Annotated in this window: 16 protein-coding genes and 2 pseudogenes; 5 read left to right on the top strand and 13 right to left on the bottom strand. The window is 63.3% G+C overall.

Features of this window, described 5'->3' with window-relative positions:
- Positions 1 to 8 precede the first annotated feature (8 nt).
- Positions 9 to 257 (top strand): hypothetical protein, encoded by a 249-nt coding sequence (locus tag DM813_RS23370; protein ID WP_128325766.1) that lies wholly within the window; start codon positions 9 to 11, stop codon positions 255 to 257.
- A gap of 2 nt (positions 258 to 259) precedes the next feature.
- Here DM813_RS23370 and DM813_RS23375 read toward each other — a convergent pair whose 3' ends face one another.
- Complete coding sequence (locus DM813_RS23375; RefSeq protein WP_128325767.1) at positions 260 to 502, bottom strand: DUF3079 domain-containing protein; 243 nt, start codon at positions 500 to 502, stop codon at positions 260 to 262.
- Positions 503 to 519: 17 nt separating this feature from the next.
- The gene (locus tag DM813_RS23380) at positions 520 to 1,551 is read right to left on the bottom strand and encodes a coproporphyrinogen III oxidase (protein ID WP_128325768.1); all 1,032 of its coding nucleotides are present in this window, start codon (positions 1,549 to 1,551) and stop codon (positions 520 to 522) included.
- A 506-nt stretch (positions 1,552 to 2,057) separates the two neighbouring features.
- Between DM813_RS23380 and DM813_RS23385 the strand changes: the two genes are divergently transcribed.
- The 4 genes and pseudogenes from DM813_RS23385 (at position 2,058) to DM813_RS23395 (ending at position 7,045) form a co-directional block, all read left to right on the top strand.
- Entirely contained in the window at positions 2,058 to 3,410 is a 1,353-nt protein-coding gene (locus tag DM813_RS23385; RefSeq protein ID WP_128325769.1) for an APC family permease, read from the top strand.
- A gap of 333 nt (positions 3,411 to 3,743) precedes the next feature.
- A pseudogene (locus DM813_RS29090) lies at positions 3,744 to 4,754 on the top strand (HAMP domain-containing protein); the annotation flags it as partial.
- Positions 4,755 to 5,069: 315 nt separating this feature from the next.
- Positions 5,070 to 5,612 (top strand): annotated as a pseudogene (locus tag DM813_RS29095) (methyl-accepting chemotaxis protein); the annotation flags it as partial.
- A gap of 95 nt (positions 5,613 to 5,707) precedes the next feature.
- Positions 5,708 to 7,045 carry a chloride channel protein gene (locus tag DM813_RS23395; RefSeq protein ID WP_128325771.1) on the top strand — a complete coding sequence of 446 codons (1,338 nt, stop codon included), beginning with the start codon at positions 5,708 to 5,710 and terminating at the stop codon, positions 7,043 to 7,045.
- Between the two features lie 23 nt (positions 7,046 to 7,068).
- On the opposite strand, the gene DM813_RS23400 is transcribed toward DM813_RS23395, so the two are convergent.
- From DM813_RS23400 to iaaH, 11 genes are all read right to left on the bottom strand, one after another.
- Entirely contained in the window at positions 7,069 to 7,779 is a 711-nt protein-coding gene (locus DM813_RS23400) for a gamma-glutamylcyclotransferase (RefSeq protein WP_128325772.1), read from the bottom strand.
- A 35-nt stretch (positions 7,780 to 7,814) separates the two neighbouring features.
- Positions 7,815 to 8,186 (bottom strand): nuclear transport factor 2 family protein, encoded by a 372-nt coding sequence (locus tag DM813_RS23405; protein ID WP_128325773.1) that lies wholly within the window; start codon positions 8,184 to 8,186, stop codon positions 7,815 to 7,817.
- Between the two features lie 107 nt (positions 8,187 to 8,293).
- Entirely contained in the window at positions 8,294 to 8,731 is a 438-nt protein-coding gene (locus tag DM813_RS23410) for an HIT family protein (RefSeq protein WP_128325774.1), read from the bottom strand.
- Between the two features lie 47 nt (positions 8,732 to 8,778).
- Entirely contained in the window at positions 8,779 to 9,843 is a 1,065-nt protein-coding gene (locus DM813_RS23415) for a lipocalin-like domain-containing protein (RefSeq protein ID WP_128325775.1), read from the bottom strand.
- Positions 9,833 to 12,295 carry an ABC transporter permease gene (locus tag DM813_RS23420; RefSeq protein ID WP_128325776.1) on the bottom strand — a complete coding sequence of 821 codons (2,463 nt, stop codon included), beginning with the start codon at positions 12,293 to 12,295 and terminating at the stop codon, positions 9,833 to 9,835. Before DM813_RS23420 ends, DM813_RS23415 begins: the two co-directional genes overlap by 11 nt.
- On the bottom strand, positions 12,292 to 12,960 hold the full coding sequence (locus DM813_RS23425) for an ABC transporter ATP-binding protein (protein ID WP_128325777.1): 669 nt from the start codon (positions 12,958 to 12,960) through the stop codon (positions 12,292 to 12,294). The genes DM813_RS23420 and DM813_RS23425 overlap by 4 nt, the downstream gene beginning before the upstream one ends.
- Before the next feature lie 60 nt (positions 12,961 to 13,020).
- The gene (locus DM813_RS23430; RefSeq protein WP_128325778.1) at positions 13,021 to 13,455 is read right to left on the bottom strand and encodes a lipocalin-like domain-containing protein; all 435 of its coding nucleotides are present in this window, start codon (positions 13,453 to 13,455) and stop codon (positions 13,021 to 13,023) included.
- Between the two features lie 2 nt (positions 13,456 to 13,457).
- Positions 13,458 to 14,306 carry an alpha/beta fold hydrolase gene (locus DM813_RS23435; protein WP_128325779.1) on the bottom strand — a complete coding sequence of 283 codons (849 nt, stop codon included), beginning with the start codon at positions 14,304 to 14,306 and terminating at the stop codon, positions 13,458 to 13,460.
- Positions 14,303 to 15,262, bottom strand: a complete 960-nt coding sequence (locus DM813_RS23440; protein ID WP_128325780.1) for a VOC family protein — start codon at positions 15,260 to 15,262, stop codon at positions 14,303 to 14,305. Before DM813_RS23440 ends, DM813_RS23435 begins: the two co-directional genes overlap by 4 nt.
- 33 nt (positions 15,263 to 15,295) lie before the next feature.
- Positions 15,296 to 16,054 (bottom strand): SDR family NAD(P)-dependent oxidoreductase, encoded by a 759-nt coding sequence (locus tag DM813_RS23445; protein ID WP_128325781.1) that lies wholly within the window; start codon positions 16,052 to 16,054, stop codon positions 15,296 to 15,298.
- 29 nt (positions 16,055 to 16,083) lie between these two features.
- Positions 16,084 to 17,532 carry an indoleacetamide hydrolase gene (gene iaaH / locus DM813_RS23450; RefSeq protein WP_128325782.1) on the bottom strand — a complete coding sequence of 483 codons (1,449 nt, stop codon included), beginning with the start codon at positions 17,530 to 17,532 and terminating at the stop codon, positions 16,084 to 16,086.
- Between the last annotated feature and the right edge of the window lies 1 nt (position 17,533).

Genomic DNA, 17,533 nt, shown 5'->3' on the forward strand with positions numbered 1-17,533 from the left:
TCAGGACGATGAAAACCCTTCAATGCATGCATCGCAACCACACCATCACCGCCAGCGTCGAAACCCATGAGGGCATTCCCACGCCGTTCGCCGGCGGCTGCGTGATCACCGATCCCGAAGGCCATACCAGCCGACGCCTGCCACTCCCGCTGAAAATGGCCTACCTGGCAGATCTGGATAATGCCCAGCACGCCTCACTGGCCCACGGCAAATGGCTGGTGGATCAGCAACTGGACAGGCATCAGCAGGCGTTCTGAGCCTAAGGGAGCAAGCGTTGCCTGCGATGGTCAATGGACCCTTCACCCGCAGGGTGTTCGTTGCTGATGGGCGGCGCTATCCCCCAATCGCCCTCCTGGTGCCAGTCATCGCCAAACAGCTCGGCAGGGTGCATCGTGCGCTCGGCACCGTTGCCGCACGCCAGCGCCTTGCTCGCGCAATAGCGATCACAGCCCCAGCAGATACGCTCGGGGTGCGCAGGGTTGAGTGCAAAAGGCTTGGTCATGAGGGGAGTGCCTCGCATCATGAGGTTGAACCAGGGCGCCAGCCGCGGCATGTTGCCAGCTGGCCCCGTTGCAGCTGCGTCAGGTAGTCATTCAGCGCGTGGGTGTTCTGCGCGTACAAGGTCTCGAACTGACTGATCGCACCCAATCCCAGGCCGACATGATCGCAATACCCATATGGCGTAAAGCCCAGACCGTTACGGCCCAGATAACCCCGTTCGCGGGCCACCGCCAGGTCGTCATCCGGGCGCACGAACTGCCCCAGGCCGATATGTTGATACCCCGCCGCCAGCAAGTGCTGTAAACACAGGTGGCGCATCAGCACCTTGTCCTGCTCAGCGCCAGACGGGCGCATGCGCCACTGGGCGTGGCGCTGGGGCGCCTGGGCGCAGTCCAGCACCAACAGGCGATCGGGTTCGAGTTCTACCAGGCCCGCCAGCTGCTGGAGAAAAAGCACCGGAGTTTGCCACGCGTGGCCATACCGCAGCTCGATACTCACCGTGCGATAGCCAAAGGTTCGTGCCGCATCGATCAGCGAATGGAACGGCACCGGATCCTGCGATTGGTCACTGCCAAACAGGCTGACATGATTGAATCCCTGTTCACGCAGCAGGCCGATAGTCGCCCATCCGGTATGGTTTACATCCACATCGGCGCTGTAATCGCCGCCCTCGAGGCTGGAGACACTGAAACGTTTACGCAGTGGCGCCAACAGGCGCACCAACAGCTCCGGCCCCGGCGTTGCGCCACCCAGATGGAGTTGCTCGACACGCTGCTGCCGGCCGAGATGACAGCCAACCAGGTCGATCTCCCGGGCCAGGCAGTCGATATAGGCGTCGATGGCCTTGCCGGCCATGCACACGCCAGGCGGCAATTGCAGGTTCAATGACAATGGCCGTTGTTGCTGGCGGCTGCTGCGCAGCGCGCGCAACACATCCAGCGAACCGATACCACCATGGAACCTGCGCGTATCGATAAAACCGTGTGAGTCGAGCACAACGCGATCGTGTTCGACGATCTGCTCGTTGTGGCTTTGAGGGTCCTCCAACATGACGGGGCTCCGACAAGACGGGCTACGGAATGTCAGTTTCCCCCGTCTCGGCCAAGGGGGCTTGATTTGCATCAAACGCAGGAGGCATGCCGTGCACCGCCTGTCACCCGCCTACAATACTCGATAAAAATCGGCAACCCGACAAAAGAACAAACTGACCGTCTATTTTTATAGACATCGTATTTTTTACTTTTTCCTTTATTTTTCAGTGCTTTAGCTGATTTTTTCCGTTGCGAATCGCTGCGGAAAACGGAAAACCGGAAACGTCTTGTTAAATTTTAATTGACACACATCAGTCACAGTTCTTATTTTTCACCCCGCCTCACGTCTCAAAAAAATAATTTCTAACAAATTCGGGCAATCGCTACCCATCATGCCATTTTCGTCACGAGCACCCTCGCAGCAGAACAAAGGACCCGTTCTCTTCGCTCCACCCCACCAGCCAAATCGCGCCATGTACGGCAAGTTCAGCTCCGGTTCCTCCCTGATGATGGAGTGCGTCCTGCATGGCCAATAACGCCGTTTCAGCACCTGACACCCAATTGAAAAAGAGCCTGAAGCTCTGGCATGTGGTCATCATCGGCCTGGCGTATCTGACGCCAATGACCGTTTTTGACACCTTCGGTATTGTCTCCGGCATCACCAACGGGCACGTCCCCAGCGCGTATTTGCTGGCCCTGCTCGGGATTCTCTTCACTGCTGTCAGCTACGGCATTCTGGTTCGTCGTTTCCCTGAGTCGGGCTCTGCATACACTTATGCCCGCCGCGCCATCAACCCGCATGTGGGGTTTCTGGTCGGCTGGTCGTCGTTGCTCGACTACCTGCTTTTGCCCATGGTCAACGCCTTGCTGGCCAAGCTTTACCTGTCGGTGATGTTCCCGGACGTACCGGCGTGGGTCTGGGTTGTCGGATTTGTCACGGTCATTACCCTGATCAACATTCGCTCGATCAATCTGGTGGCCAATTTCAACACCCTGTTTGTCGGCGTCCAGGTCGCGATCATTTCGGTGTTCATCTACCTGACCATCCAGGGCCTGCACCACGGTGAAGGGCTGGGTACGCCGTGGAGCCTGCTGCCCTTTTCCGGCGCGGACACTCACCTCAATACTCTGGTCGCCGGCGCCACCATCCTGTGCTTCTCGTTCCTGGGCTTTGACGCGGTCACCACCCTGTCGGAAGAAACCGCGAACCCGGAGAAGATCATTCCGCGCGCAATCTTTCTGACCGCCTTGATCGGTGGCCTGATCTTCATCACCGTGTCGTTCTACATTCAGTCGTTCTTCCCGACCATGGACCGCTTCCAGGACCACGAAGCCGCCCTGCCGGAAATCGCCCTGTATGTCGGCGGCAAGCTGTTCCAGTCGATTTTTATCTGCTGCACCGTGATCAACACCCTGGCTTCGGGCCTTGCTTCGCAAACCAGCGTGTCGCGCCTGCTGTACGTAATGGGCCGTGACAACGTCATTCCGAAACGCTACTTCGGCCGCCTGCACGGCAAGTGGAAGACACCGGTGATCAACATCATCGTGGTCGGCTTCATCTCGCTGTCAGCGATCTACTTCGACCTGGTGACCGCCACCTCGGTGATCAACTTCGGCGCACTGGTGGCCTTCAGCTTCGTGAACCTCTCGGTCATCGTTCACTGCTACCTGCGTGAAGGGTGCAACAAGACCCTGATGGACAAGCTCAAGTACCTGGTCGTACCTACCATCGGCTTCTGCATCATTGCCATCCTGTGGCTGGACCTCAACCAGAACTCGCTGATGTTCGGTGGCGTGTGGGCTGCCGTCGGGGTGCTGTACCTGGCGTACCTGACCAAAGCCTTCAAGGTTGCACCGCCCAGTTACATCGCCGAGTAACGCGCTGTACAACAATAGCCCGTCGCCCATGACGGGCTTTTGCTATTCAACCCCTGGACATACAAGGACGTCACCATGCTGCTGCGCCGCCTGCTTATCCAATGGAAGATCACCCTGCTGGCCGGTTTGTGCCTGCTGGCAATCGTCGGGGTGTTGATGACGGCGGCGCTGCTCCAGTCCAGCCGCAGTGCCGCGCTGGTCAACAGCGCCAGCACGCAGATGCTCGACCAGAATGCCCGTCTGCGCCTGCATACCTATGCGCAATTGCAGGCGGCGCACATCCAGCGCTATTTCCAGGACGCCTACCTGTACGGCAACGGTGTTTCGAACCTGATGCTGGTGCTCCGGCAACAGAACCCCGACAACCTTCGCCAACTGCTGACCCAGCAAGCCGAGAAAGCCCTGGCCGGCAACCCCGAGCTGCTGGGGCTGTACCTGGTGTTCCTGCCCAATGCCCTGGACAGCAAGGACAGCGCCTTCGTTGACCAGCCAGCCGTGGGCAGTAATGAATCCGGACGCTTTTCCCTGTACTGGTCACAACCCAATCCGGGCCAGCTGGAATCCGAGGCGATGCCCGAGTCAATGCTGGCCGACACCAGCCTCTCGGCCAACGGCTCGGCCTACAACCGCTGGCTGACCTGCCCGCTGGAGACCGGTGAAGCCTGCGTGCTTGACCCGTACTTCGATACCGTCGGCGACCGCACTCCGCTGATGACCAGCATCGCCTTCCCGCTCAAGCAGGACGGCAAGATCATCGGGGTGATGGGCCTGGACATCAGCCTCGACAATCTGCAGCAGTTAAGCCTGGACGGGCGCAAGGAACTGTTCGATGGCAATGGCCAGCTCAGCATTATCAGCCCTGCCGGCTTGCTGGCAGGACACAGCCAGGACGGCAGCCAGCTGAGCAAGAAGCTTGAAGAGGTGTTCGGCCAGCATGGCCGTGACCTCTCTGCCCAGATGCGCGCCGGCAAGGCGGCAGAGTTCAGCGACAATGGTACCCTGCAGGTCACCCAGTCGTTCGCACCGGTGCCCGGCGCGCAACCCTGGAGCGTATTGCTGGAGGTGCCGGAGCACGTGTTGCAGGCGCCGGCCATTGAACTCAATGCGCGCCTGGATGCCCACAACAACGCCGCCAACCTGGGCAGCCTGCTGATGGCCCTGGGCGCCGCCGTGCTCGGCCTGATCGTGATCTGGCTGACTGCCCGTGGCGTGACCCGGCCGATTCTCAAGGTCGCCGCCATGCTCAAGGACATCGCTAGTGGCGAAGGCGACCTGACCCGCCGCCTGGACTACGCCCGCCAGGATGAACTCGGCGAACTGGCCGGTTGGTTCAACCGTTTCCTCGACAAGTTGCAACCGGTAATCGCCAATGTTAAAGCCTCAGTGCAAGACGCCCGCGGCACTGCCGACCAGTCGGCGGCGATCGCCAGCCAGACCAGCGCCGGCATGCAGCAGCAATACCGCGAGGTGGACCAGGTAGCAACGGCCTCACAGGAAATGAGCGCCACCGCCCAGGATGTCGCCCGTAATGCCGCCCAGGCCGCCGAAGCCGCTCGCGGTGCCGATCTGGCAACGCGGGAAGGGCTTGAACTGATCCGCACCACCACCCGTGCCATCGAGCAGCTGGCCTGTGAAATGAATGCCGGCATGGAAGAAGTACAACAGCTTGCCGACCGCAGCGAACAGATCGGCTCGGTGCTCGAAGTAATTCGCGCCATCGCCGACCAGACCAACCTGCTGGCCTTGAACGCAGCGATTGAAGCCGCACGTGCCGGTGAGGCCGGGCGCGGTTTTGCAGTGGTCGCCGATGAAGTACGCAACCTGGCCAAACGCACCCAGGATTCGGTGGATGAAATCCGCGTGGTCATCGAAGGCCTGCAGCAGGGTACCCGCGAGGTAGTGGGTTCGATGCACAGCAGCCACCGCCAGGCGCAAGGCAGCGTGGCCCAGGCCGAACAGGCGGTGCCAGCGTTGCAGCGAATTGGCGATGCCGTGGCGGTGATCACCGACATGAATCTGCAGATTGCTTCGGCGGCCGAGGAGCAAAGCGCTGTCGCCGAAGAAGTTAACCGCAACGTCGCAAGCATCCGTGACGTGACCGAGTCGCTCTCCGGCCAGGCCGAGGAGTCCGCGCAGATCAGCCAGGCACTCAACCGCCTGGCCAACCACCAGCAAAGCCTGATGGCGACGTTCAAGGTGTAGTCACCGACAAGGGCCGCGCAATGCGGCCCTACCCCTTCCAGATAACAATCTTCGGCCATACTCACTGCTCGTCCCGAAAAGCCAGGCGCGAGCCGATGTCCGATCAGCCTCAACCGTCCGAAACCAGGCCGTCCCTGCATCAGAGCCGACGCTTCATGCGCTCGCAATGGCGACTGTGGCGCCAGCGCCTGGCATTCTGGGTCGGTGCACTGTTGGTCGGGCTGGTGGCCCTGGCCTTCGCCTGGCTGGCAGACCAGGCCTTTGCCCTGTTCCGGCGCATGCTGGGCATCGCCCCTTGGCTGCCGCTGATCATCACCCCGCTTGGCTTCGCCGCCCTGGCCTGGGTTACCCAACGCTGGTTCCCGAACGCCAGGGGCAGTGGCATTCCGCAAGTGATCGCGGCACTGGAATCCCCTTCCCGCTCGTTTCGGGCGCATGTGCTGGCACTACCGGTCGCGTTGGTGCGCATGCTGTTCACCCTCGGCGCGCTGCTGGTCGGTGGCTCGGTAGGTCGCGAGGGGCCGACGGTGCATGTCGGCGCCGCAGTGCTGTATGCCTTCGGCACCCGTCTGGGCCTGCAGAACCGACGCACCGTGGCCGGGTTGATTCTTGCTGGCGGCGCGGCGGGTATCGCCGCTGCCTTCAATACACCGCTGGCCGGTGTGGTGTTTGCCATCGAGGAGCTCAGCCGCACCTTCGAACAACGCTTCAGCGGCCTGGTACTCACTGCGGTGCTGATCGGCGGCGTGGTCACCCTCGGGCTGATGGGGCATTACGCCTACTTTGGCGACATCGGTGGCGGCCTGCCAACCGGCTGGGCCTGGATCGAGGTACCGGCCTGCGCAGTGCTCGGCGGCGTGCTCGGCGGCCTGTACGTCAAGCTCGTGCTGCCGACCCGAACGGGCTGGCTCGGCCGCCTGTGTGCCCTGCGTGAGCGCGCGCCGGTGCGCTTCGCAGCCGTTTGCGGATTGTTGCTGGCGCTGTTTGGCCTGGCCTCTGGCAACCATGTGTTCGGCACCGGCTATGAAGAAACCCACGCCTTGCTGGAAGGCAGACCGGTGACCGATGAGGCGTTCCTGTTATGGAAGTTCCTGGCCAACGTAGTCTCATACCTGGCCGGTATTCCCGGCGGGCTTTTCTCGCCGTCGCTGAGTATCGGCGCCGCCTTCGCCCCGCTGCTGAGCCTGCTGCCCGAGGTCAACCCGCAAACCTGTGCACTGCTGGGCATGGGCGGCTACCTGGCCGGGGTAACCCGCTCGCCGCTGACCGCTTCGGTGATCGTCCTGGAACTGTCCCACAGCCCGGACCTGGCCATTCCGATGCTGGCGGTGACCCTGATGGCGGCCACGATTTCCGGCTGGATTGCGCCGGTTTCGCTGTATCACGCGCTGGCGCGGCAAGTGCTCGACAGCCTCGCACCGCAAAAACACTGAGCCCGCTGTTGTCCCACAGCCGCCTATGCCTTGCTCGCAACAGCCAGCGACCTTTCGATTTCCTCCGCCACCAGGCGCTGTATCGTCCACAGATTACGATCATGAATACCCTGCTCTTTGAGCATCGACACCGTCCGGTACAGGTACTGTGCGGCCGACCCCCAATGCCCGGCGGCATGGGCCAGCACCTGTGCCACCTCATCCATAGGCAGCTTGCCGGCGTAGGCCATGCCGTCGCGTGCAGCAACAAAGGCCAGTGCACGCAGCATCCCCGAATCGGTTTTAACCGAGATCCAGCGCGGCACATTGGTGGGTGGGTTGGCGTCTATCTCGCGCAGCAGCAACAACGCCAGTTGTTCAGCATGGCCGCGCCTCGGCAATCGGTAGGCCAGGCCGTTGCAGCTGCCGCCGCGGTCGAGGGCGAGCATCAATGCCGGCAACTCGCGGGTGCCGCGCCAGCGCGTAAGCTTAAGGCAAAACGATCGATGCCAGCCATGGGCGGTGGCGCGACGGCGCTCGACAAATTCGAACTCCGGGTTCCATACCAGTGAACCGTAGGCAAACACCCATAGGTCTTTCGGTTTGTATTCGCGTAACAACGCCTCGGCCATGGCCTCGAACTCGGCCTCGGTGTGTTCGCTCGTACCGGGTTCAGGCCCCGGGTCCGGCTCAAACCGTTCAACACAGGCGACAAGTACTTCAGTCAGGTTTCGCCCGCTTTTGGCTGCGTCCATACCGGCCTCTCGATAGCGACAAGACGACAGCTCACTTATTGATGGTGAAAATAGAGCTTGTTGACGATCAGCCAGTGATGGTCGATTTTCAGCAGCGACAAGTAATCGGTAAATTGCATCCCGACATAGTCATCGATGACTTTTACCAATGCTGCATCGCCCGTTATGTCGATGACAAGTACCTTCCAGTAAGGCGTGGTGCCTTCTACGGCCGCGCCTTCGTGGCGGATGGCCTCGATAAACTCGTCAAGCGACAACCACTCAAGCGCACCAACGTAGTGGCCAATGATCCGGCATGCGGGGTGAAACGCCTGTCGCAACAAGGCTTCGTCTGCGAACACCATGCCTTCTACATAATTGCGAACTACACGCTGTATGTGTTCTTTATCCGCCGAGTCGGTAGCCATGTCACACCTCTGGTATGAGCGCCCCCCGCACTGTAAGCGTCAATTGAGCAACAGGCCTGCCCCGGTGGCCCAACCGGTAAGTCTAGCACCGCGCCTCGCGTTGTCCTTCAGGCCGAGCCTTCCAGTAGTTGCGCGAGTTTTTTGCGTAATGCCCCGTGCGTTTCCTCGGCGTAGGGAATCGCGGTTTTCCAGTCATAGAACCACACAGGCATCTTGCGATGCTGTTCCGGCTCGTGGGCATAGCGTGGGAAAAGGTGGCAGTGCAGCTCGGGCTCTGTGTTGCCGAGAATCTCGTAGTTCATCCGCAGTGCCCCGGTTGCCTGCAAGACCGCATCCCCGAGGCGGGTCATGTCCAGCAGGTAGGTTGCGCGTGCATCCGGGTCCAGATCATTGAGGCTCGGAACCACAGGATCGGGTAGCAACAGGCAATAGCCCTCCAGGAACTGCACATCGCCCATGACCGCCCAGCCTGATGCCATGCGGCAGATCACCTTGTCGTTAGCGCCTTCACGGGCGAGCGCTACGCGTTGCGAAATCAACGTCATACCCGGTCCTTGTGGTGGTGTGACGCGCATTATGCACTGATCGGATGCTAGTATCCGGTCATTTCCAGATACCCCCTACCTCCGACACTGCCGCTGATACGCACTGGCCCTTCCCAGTACGGGAAACGGGTGTTCATCCACGCCTGCGGCTCCAGTGCCTCGACCTGGACATCCAGCCCCTGCGCAGGCAGCTGCACGCGCCAGCGCGTGGGTACCTGCTTGCCGTTTTGCTGGGTAGTCCAGGCCAGCGCCTGGAGCTGGATCTGCTCGCCGCTTAACACCTGGGTTTCACCGGTTGCGCTGATCCAGGTTCCGGCGCGATAAGGCGGGCCCGCGTCTTCACGCACGCGAAACAGCATCACTTTAGCGCCGCTGTCCAGGTGCAGTGAGAACCAGTCCCAGCCCGACTGCCCGGCAGCCAGCGGCTGGCTGCTCCACTCGCGGTCGAGCCAGGCCTTACCGGTAACGGCAACGCGCTGGCCGTCATGCTCAACCTCACCGGTCACCTGGTAAAACGGCTGGCTGTAGTAGTAAGACGCCTGGCCTTTGCCGGATTTTTCGCTGTAGCCTTGATCGCCGTGCAGCACCAGCGGGCCGCTGCTGTGCAACATCAGGCGGTAGGCAAAGCCCTGGCCGCCGGCGCTCATCTGCAACTGGCCGATGTCGTCACTGCCCTGCAGCGACCAGTCGTTTATCCAGGCGCGAAACGGCTGGGCCTGCACGCCTGCCTGACCAATGCCACCGCGCGCCAGGGTTTCGCCGGATTGATGGCCGCCAGGCCCGGTCAGGGCCGCGTGCCCCATCCACAGGTTGGGGCTGTCCCAGCCGAGGGTCTCCGGCCCGGCGCGCAAGGCCGAGCGGAACAAGGTCCATTGCGCCCCCCACTCACGCCCCTGGCTGTCCCTGAGGTTGGCCGTGACATACCACCACTCGATGCGAAAGCCATTGTGCGCGGCATGGTCGCGGGGAAAAACCAGCGCATGATTACGTGTCACCGGGTTGAACGCACCCGCCTCCTGGCCCAGCCCGGCATAGCTTTTGGCTGGCGGTTGCGGTGGGTCGCAGCCGGCCAGCAAGGCCAGCGCGATCAACAGCCAGGCTTCAGGTTTCATCGGCAAATTGCCTCAGCAGTTCGGCCGGCTGGCGCCGCGCCAGTTGCCACAACGGCCAGGCACTGGCCAACAGGCTGGTCAGCACGCCAAGCAAGGCCAGTTGCAGCAACTGGCGCGGGAACAGGTACAGCGGCAAGCGCCAGCCAAAGGCCTGGACATTGACCACCGCCACCAGGCACCAGGCCAGCAACACCCCCAACGGTATCGCCAGCAGCACCGTGAGGCTGCTCAACATCAAGGTTTGCCCAAGCGACAGCCAGGCCAGTTGCCCGCGCCGTACGCCCAGTGCCCACAACGGTGCCAATTGACCCAGGCGCTGCTGGCCCAGGCTCAGCAAGCTGATGAACAGGGCAATGCCGGCGACACCCAGGGTCAGGCTGTTGAGCGCGGCGGTCGCCGCAAAGGTGCGGCTGAAAACGTCGGTTGACCAGCGTTTCAAGGTCGACTGCTCGACAACGCGGCTGTCGTCCAGGGCAAAGCGAGCTTGCAGTTCGTGTTTCAAGGGCGCTATGCCCTCGGCCGGCAGGTTAACGCTGATGCCACTGAGCGCGGCATCGGCGCGCTGCCTGCGCAGCCAGTCGGCATTGACCAGCACATGACCCTTGGGGTTACCGTAGTCCGCGTAGAGCCCCACTACGGTCATCCCGGGTGCAGGTGCGGGCAGCACCTGCAGGCGGTCGCCCAGCTGCACGCCCAGGCGGCGGGCCAGTTGCTCGCTGAGCATGACGGCAGTGCCGCCGGCCAGTTGTTCCCATGCCTGTGCGCGCAGCTCCAGCAAAGGCCAGCGGCTGCGGTAACCGGGATCATCGATGATGCCCTGAACCTGAACCGGCCAGCCTTGCAGCGTCAACTCCACGCGCCAGCTGGGCAGCAGCGTGGAGATTGCCGATTGCGTAGCGAGCCAGTCGCGCACCTGCAACGCCTGCGCGGTATCCCGGGGCGTGACATACAGGTCGGCGGCCAGGCGCTGGTCGAGCCAGCCGGTAAAGGTCCTGCGAAAGCCCTCGGTCATGCTGCCCACGCCGACACTGGCGGCCAGGGCCAGCAGCAAGGCCATCAGCGCGAGGCTCACGGCCGGTAATTGTTGGCGGCTGTCGGCAACGAACCACTGCGTCAGTGGCTCTCGACAGCGGCGTGCCAGCCCGCCCAGCAAAGCATCAAGCACGCTCGGCAATAGCAACGCCGACGCCAGCAGCAACGCTGCGAGCAGGGTGAAAGCAGTGGGCAGACTGTTGCCCCACAGGTAACACGCCAATGCCAGCAACAACAGCAGTCCGGCCAGCCACGCCTGGCGACGCAACCAAGGACCCTGGGCCAACCGCCAGGCCTGGGGTTGCGCCAGGGCCAGCAGCGGCAAGCGGGCAGCACGCAACACACTACTTGCCCCGGCGAGCAGGGCACCCAGCACACTTACCGCCACCCCGATCAGCCACCACTCAGCGGATAAGGTCAGGTGCCCGGCCACTGACGCCCCGTACAATCCACGCAGGCTCGCCGCAAAATCCGGCAGCAGCGCTGCGGCCAGCAGATAACCAGTGGCAACCCCGAGCAAGCCGCCCAGCAGCGCAAACACCCCCAGCTCCAGGGCCAGGCCGCTCAACGCGGTGCCCAGGCTGATCCCGCAGGCGCGCAAGGTGCGAATCAGGCCACGGCGCTGCTCGAGGGCCAGGCCGATGGCAGCGTGCGCAATGAACAGGCCGACAACGAAGGCCAGCAGGCCAAGCGCCGAGAGGTTGAGATGAAAGCTTTCGGTCAGGCGTTGCAGGCCGGTGTCGTCCTCGCCCGGCTGGCGCTCAAGACGGGCGGCGATGGCGTCGGGTAACGGCTTGCTGTCATCGGTCAGCAGCAACCGCGACAGTTGCCCCTCAGCGTGCAGCAAGGCCTGGGCATGACCGATATCGACAATGACAATGCCCGGCGCCAGTTGCGGCGTGAGCACCAACGTTGGCAACACCTGGCCGTCGCTGGTGACGGCCTGCTCGCCAGGTTTCACCCCCAGTTGCTGCAAGGTGTCCGGGCCGACCCAGGCTTGGCCCGGTGTGCCGATGAACGCCTGCAGATCGAAGTCTTGCGCCGCAATGCCGGCGATGTTGGTGGCCGGCGGCAGGCTCAGCGGCTCGATACCGATCAGGCGCACCGACAGCGGCTGCTCAGCGGCAAAGCGCAAACGGCCTTCCACCACTGGCGATACCGCCCAGCCGAGCTGACGAAGCTGCAGGTACAGGGCTTGATCGAACCGCTGCGCACCAGGCGCCACCAGCTGCGCATGCGCAGGGCCGGCGACAACGGCGCTGGCACGGGCGTAGTCGTTGCGTGCCTGGCTGTTCAACGCCTGGACACCGGTCCACAACGCCGTGGCCAGCCACAACCCGGTGATAATGCTCAGGCCCTGCACGCGATGGCGACGCCAATGGCTGAGCAGCGCCTGCATGGTCAGCAGCAAGGCGCTCATCGCCCCGCCCCATCCTGCACGCGACCGTCCTGCAGCAAACACCGCTGTTCCAGGCGCAGCGCCAGGCGCTGGCTGTGGGTGACCATAAGCACACTGCTGCCGGCCTCGGCGACCAGTTGCAGCATTAGTTCCAGCACCTGATCACTGCTGGCTTCATCGAGGCTGCCGGTGGGTTCGTCCGCCAATAACAAGGCAGGCCGCGCGGCCAGTGCGCGGCCGATCGCAACCCGTTGCTGCTGGCCGCCGGAGAGTTGTTCCGGGTAACGTTGCAGCAGATCGGCCAGCCCCAGCTGACGCGTCAGGTAATCCTGCCAACGGGCCTCAAAGCGCCCGGCCAGGCGCGCCTGAAACGCCAGGTTGGCCGCCACGTCCAGGCTGCTGATCAAATTGTATTGCTGGAACACCAGGCCGATACCCTGCCGACGCCAGCGGGCCAGTGCGGCCTCGGAGCGACCGTCGAGAGGTTCGTCGTCGATCAGGATCCGGCCGCTGTCGGCACGGTCAAGCCCGGCGAGCAGGTGCAGCAAGGTGCTCTTGCCGCTGCCCGACTCCCCCATCAGCGCCAGGCTGCTGCCCCGCGCCAGGCGCAAGTCGACGCCCTGCAGCACCGGCAAGGTGCCCTGGGCGGTGGTGAACGACTTGCACAGCTGTTCGACGACCAGCATCTACGCCTACCCTTGGGGTTTCAACCAATAGGCATAGCAGTGTTTGCCGGCTTTGCCCGACTATTGAGAGGCCGCGACGCGCACCCACTGCAAGCACGCGGTACGCGCCTCTGGCGTGCCCTCCTCCAGCCGCGCGGTAAGCGACAGCACATTACCGTCGAGCACGGCGTTGCGCTGCTGAAGCCCGCCCACCCAGTTCGGGAAGATACTGTGGCGCACCTTGTGGATGATGGTGTTGCCTTCCACTTCAAAGTCACCGGCATAGGTCAGGTAGCTGTTGTAGGCAGCGCCTTTCTCCGCATCGGAGGCAGACCATTGCCCACCGCTGGTGAACGCATCGCGGCCCGGCCTGGCGATCACGCAGAACATGCCGAAGTCGCTGTACTCGATGAAGCCTTCCAGTTGGGTGCCCATCGGCAGCACGACACGGCCGTCGTCATAGCGTTGCTCCCAGGCCAGAATGTTCCAGCGGCCTTTAATCGTTTCACGGTCCATGCTCATGCTCCGGTAGTGGCAGGTTGTTCGATCAGGAAGTCGACCAGCAGGCGGGTGAACGCTTGTGCGCGTTCAATCTGTACCCAGTGCCCGCATTCACCGAACACGTGCATCTGCGCATGGGGGATCAGGCGCAGCATGCGCTCGGACACCGCCAGCGGGATCACCTGGTCGTCACGGCCATGGATCAGCAAGGTCTGATGGACCAAGGCACGCAGATCGTCCTCGGCCAACGCCAGCATCTCCACGCCTTGCTGGCGAGGCGCTGGGAACAGCTGGGCGAAACGGCTTTGCACATCGTCACGGGTGCTGGCTTCAAAGCGCATGCGCACCAGGTCGTCGTTGATCAGGCTGTGGTCGTAGGCGAACACTTCCATCAGTTCTCGCATGGCCTGCAACGAAGGCTGATAGCCCCAGACCTTGTCCAGCCCTTCGGTCAGTGGAAACGACAACCCCGCCGCGCCCATCAGCACCAGGCGCTGAACCCGCTCTGGGCAGGCCTTGGCAAAGGCCAGGGCAATGGCGCCGCCGAACGAGTTGCCGACAATCGATACACGCGGGATGTCCAGGGCATCGAGCAAGGCCAGCAGCGACTGCACCCAGGTGTCCGGGTCAAGCGACCAATCGCCCGGGCAACGGCTGTAACCGAAGCCGAGCATGTCCGGGGCTATCACCCGGGCCTGTTGCGACAGGGTCGGAATCACCCCGCGCCAGTTGGCCCAGGCCGTTACCCCGGGGCCAGAGCCATGGATCAGCAGGATGGCGTCGCCCTGCCCCTGATCATGGTAATTGAGGGTGCATTCACCGATCTGAATGCTGTTGGCGATTTCCGGGCTGGCGTTGGCAGTCATTGTTTGGCCTTGGCAGTTTGCGAGGTGGTGACAACCGGCGCGCGCACACCTTGTGCGGCCAGTCGCTTGAGGATCTGTCGCGCTTCTTCGCGCTTGTTGTCCGGCAGCCAGGTGCGGTCATGGCCCCACAGGCTCATGCCTTCGAGCGCCTCGACCTGCCAGTCGGGGCCGATGGTGCGGCTGGCCCACCCCAACTCGAACATCCAGCCATCCGGGTTCTTCAGGTAGAACGAGGTGACGTGGTCGTTGATGTGCCGCCCCAGGGTCACACCGATGCTGTCCGGCTGGGTCAGGGCCATGTCGTAGGCGCGCCCGACGTCGTCGAAATCGTTGTATTCGAGCATCAGGTGATAGATCTTCGCCGGCCCGCCGGTGTGGGCCAGGCCCACCGTGTGGTGACGCGGGTTGCAGTGCAGGAACTCGACGCGAAACGGCGCCTCGGTGTGGTCACTGACCTTGAAGCCGAAGATCGTCCGGTACAGGTGGCTCAGGGCCTCGAAGTGCTCGGTGATCAGGGCGACGTGCCCCAGGCCCATGCCACCCGTGCGAAAGCCACCCAGCGGGCGACCGGGCACGAATGTGTCGGGCGCATCGGCATGGCCATGGCAGACCTCGATACGCAGGCCATCCGGGTCGCGAAAATGGAACATCGCGCTGACACCGCGCAGGTGCAGCTCATCGACACTGCCCTCGCAGGTGGCATAGCCTTCAGCCTCCAGCGCCTGGCGCACGCTGGCCAACCGGTCAGCATCGGCGACCTCAAAACCCATGCCCATGCTCGCCTCGCCCTCGACCCGGCTGACCAGCAGACGCTGCAGTTTTTCATCGGCACGCAGGCGCACGCACTCGCCGGCTTCCATCACCTCGACCTGCAGGCCGATATGCTGCTCGGCCTGTTCGATCCAGGCCTGCAGGTGCGGGGTGCGCACCACCACATAACTCAACGCGTTGATCATTGTTGTTCTCCTGTGCGCAAGGCACTCGCTTTACTATTCGGCCGACATGCCGCCATCCACCGAGAGCGTGCTGCCGGTGACATAAGCGGCCTGGTCAGACAGCAGCCAGAGCACCGCCGCCGTCACCTCAGCCGGCTGGCCGATGCGACGCATGGGCACGCCGTCGTCGTAGAGGTGATCGTCGCCTGCGGTCACGCGGTCGAAACTGGGCGTCTTGATCGGGCCGGGGCACACCGCGTTGACGCGAATGCCGCGAGTGGCATAGTCGAGGGCTACCGCACGGGTGGCGCCGACGATGCCGTGCTTGGAGGCCACGTAACAGGCGGTATCGGGCATGGCCTTGAGGCCGAAGATCGAGGCGTTGTTGACGATCGCCCCGCCGCCACTGGCGAGCATCGCGGCCGCCTCGTACTTCATCATGTAGAGGATGCCCTTGAGGTTGATGTCGATGACCTCGCTCAAGTCTTCATCCGGTGTCGCATCGATCGGATTGAACGCGCGCTGCAGGCCTGCGTTGTTGAAGGCTGCATCCAGGCGCCCGTAGCGCTGCATGGCCAGTGCCACCAGCGCCTGGCAATCCGCTGCACGCGACACATCTGTCACCTGGAACACAGCCTGGCCACCGCTCGCCTCTATCTCTTCGAGCAAACGCTGGCCGGCTTCGGCGTTGCGGTTGCCGATGACCAGCCGTGCACCCTCGGCGGCCAGCGCCTTGCACACATCGCGGCCCATGCCGCTGGCACCGCCGGTCACGATGACCACCTTGTCACGCCACTCTGTGCTCTGACTCATGATTGCTCCTTGGTTTTGGCAGGTCCGTTTCACGCGCGGCCAATGCGGCCGAACAGGCTTTCCAGCAGTTGCCCGATGGCCAGCAGGCGACGGTCGCTACCGGCCGGGCCATCCACCTCGATACCCACCGGCAAGCCGCTGCCGTGCCCCCTGCCGATCGGCAGCTGGATGCACGGCAGGCCGGCACTGGCGCCGGGCTCGGTGTTCTGGATCAGGCGTTCGAAACTGTGCGGCTCGTTGACCTCGGGGTTGGCCAGCGGCGCGACCACCGTGGTGGTGGGAAACAGCAGGCCGTCGAGTTGGTGCAGCTCGAACAGGTCCTGATAGCGCTCGCGCAGGGCCTGGCGGCCGCCGTTCTGCGCCGCCTGGTAAAGCGGCGCAACGTCAACCAGCTGATCGCCCTGCGGGATTTTGCGCGGCAGCACCCAGTGCTCGTAGATAAAGCGCACGTCGGGGCTGTGCAGTTGCTCCCCCACCTGCTCGATGGTCATGCCATGGCCGTGTTCGGCCAGGTAGGCGACCATGCAGTCGTAGGCTTCATGGATCACCACCGGAAAGCCCACCGGCGCATTGAGCGCGAGCAAACCGGCCTGCATGACCGGTACCAGGGTGATACCGACCTGGCGCAACCGTTCAAGGGCCGCCTCGGCGCAGGCCTGGGTGTCCTCGTCAAGGTTCATCCAGAACTCGTCGGGTATACCCAGGCGCACGTCGCTCAGGCTGATCGCCGGCAAGGCGTACTCCTGGGTGATCAAGCCATCGAGCAAGGCAACGTCAGCCATGCACAGGGCCATCGGCCCCACCGTGTCGCGGCTGCGGGCAATCGGAATCACGCCGCGGTCGCTATAGCGGCCCTGGCTCGGACGCAGCGCGGCGCAGCCATTGAGCGCCGGTGGAATGCGCATCGAACCACCGGTATCGGTGCCCAGCGCAGCCAGGGCCATGCGCGCGCCGAGGGCGGCGGCGCTGCCCGATGACGAGCCGCCGGCGATGCGCGTGCTGTCGTAGGGGTTGCGCACGCCAACATCGGCGCCGGTGTTGAACGCACCGTTGTAGCCGGTCGCACCGAAGGCCAGTTCGTGCATGTTGGTTTTGCCGAGGATGATCGCCCCGGCTTCACGCAGCGCACGCACGGTCGGGGCATCCTCAACCGGAACAAACCCGGCAAACGCCGGCGATCCCGCCGTGCATGGCAAGTCGGCAGTGTGGATGTTGTCCTTGATCACCACGGGAATGCCGCTCAACGGCCGCTGCGGCTCACCCGCTTTTCGCGCAGCGTCGGCGGCACGGGCGGCCTGCAAGGCACCGGCGCCATCGAGGGTGACGTAGACATTCAGCGCCTTGCCGTCTTCGGCCCGCTCAAGGCAGGCCTGCACCAGCTCGACGCTGGTCAGCACGCCGTCACCAAACGCGGCCACTGCTTCGGCAATGGTCAGGTCACTCAGGCCGTGAGCGACACCGGGTTCAAACATATTCATT

This window comes from Pseudomonas alkylphenolica (assembly GCF_004025535.1).
GTDB lineage: Bacteria > Pseudomonadota > Gammaproteobacteria > Pseudomonadales > Pseudomonadaceae > Aquipseudomonas > Aquipseudomonas alkylphenolica_A.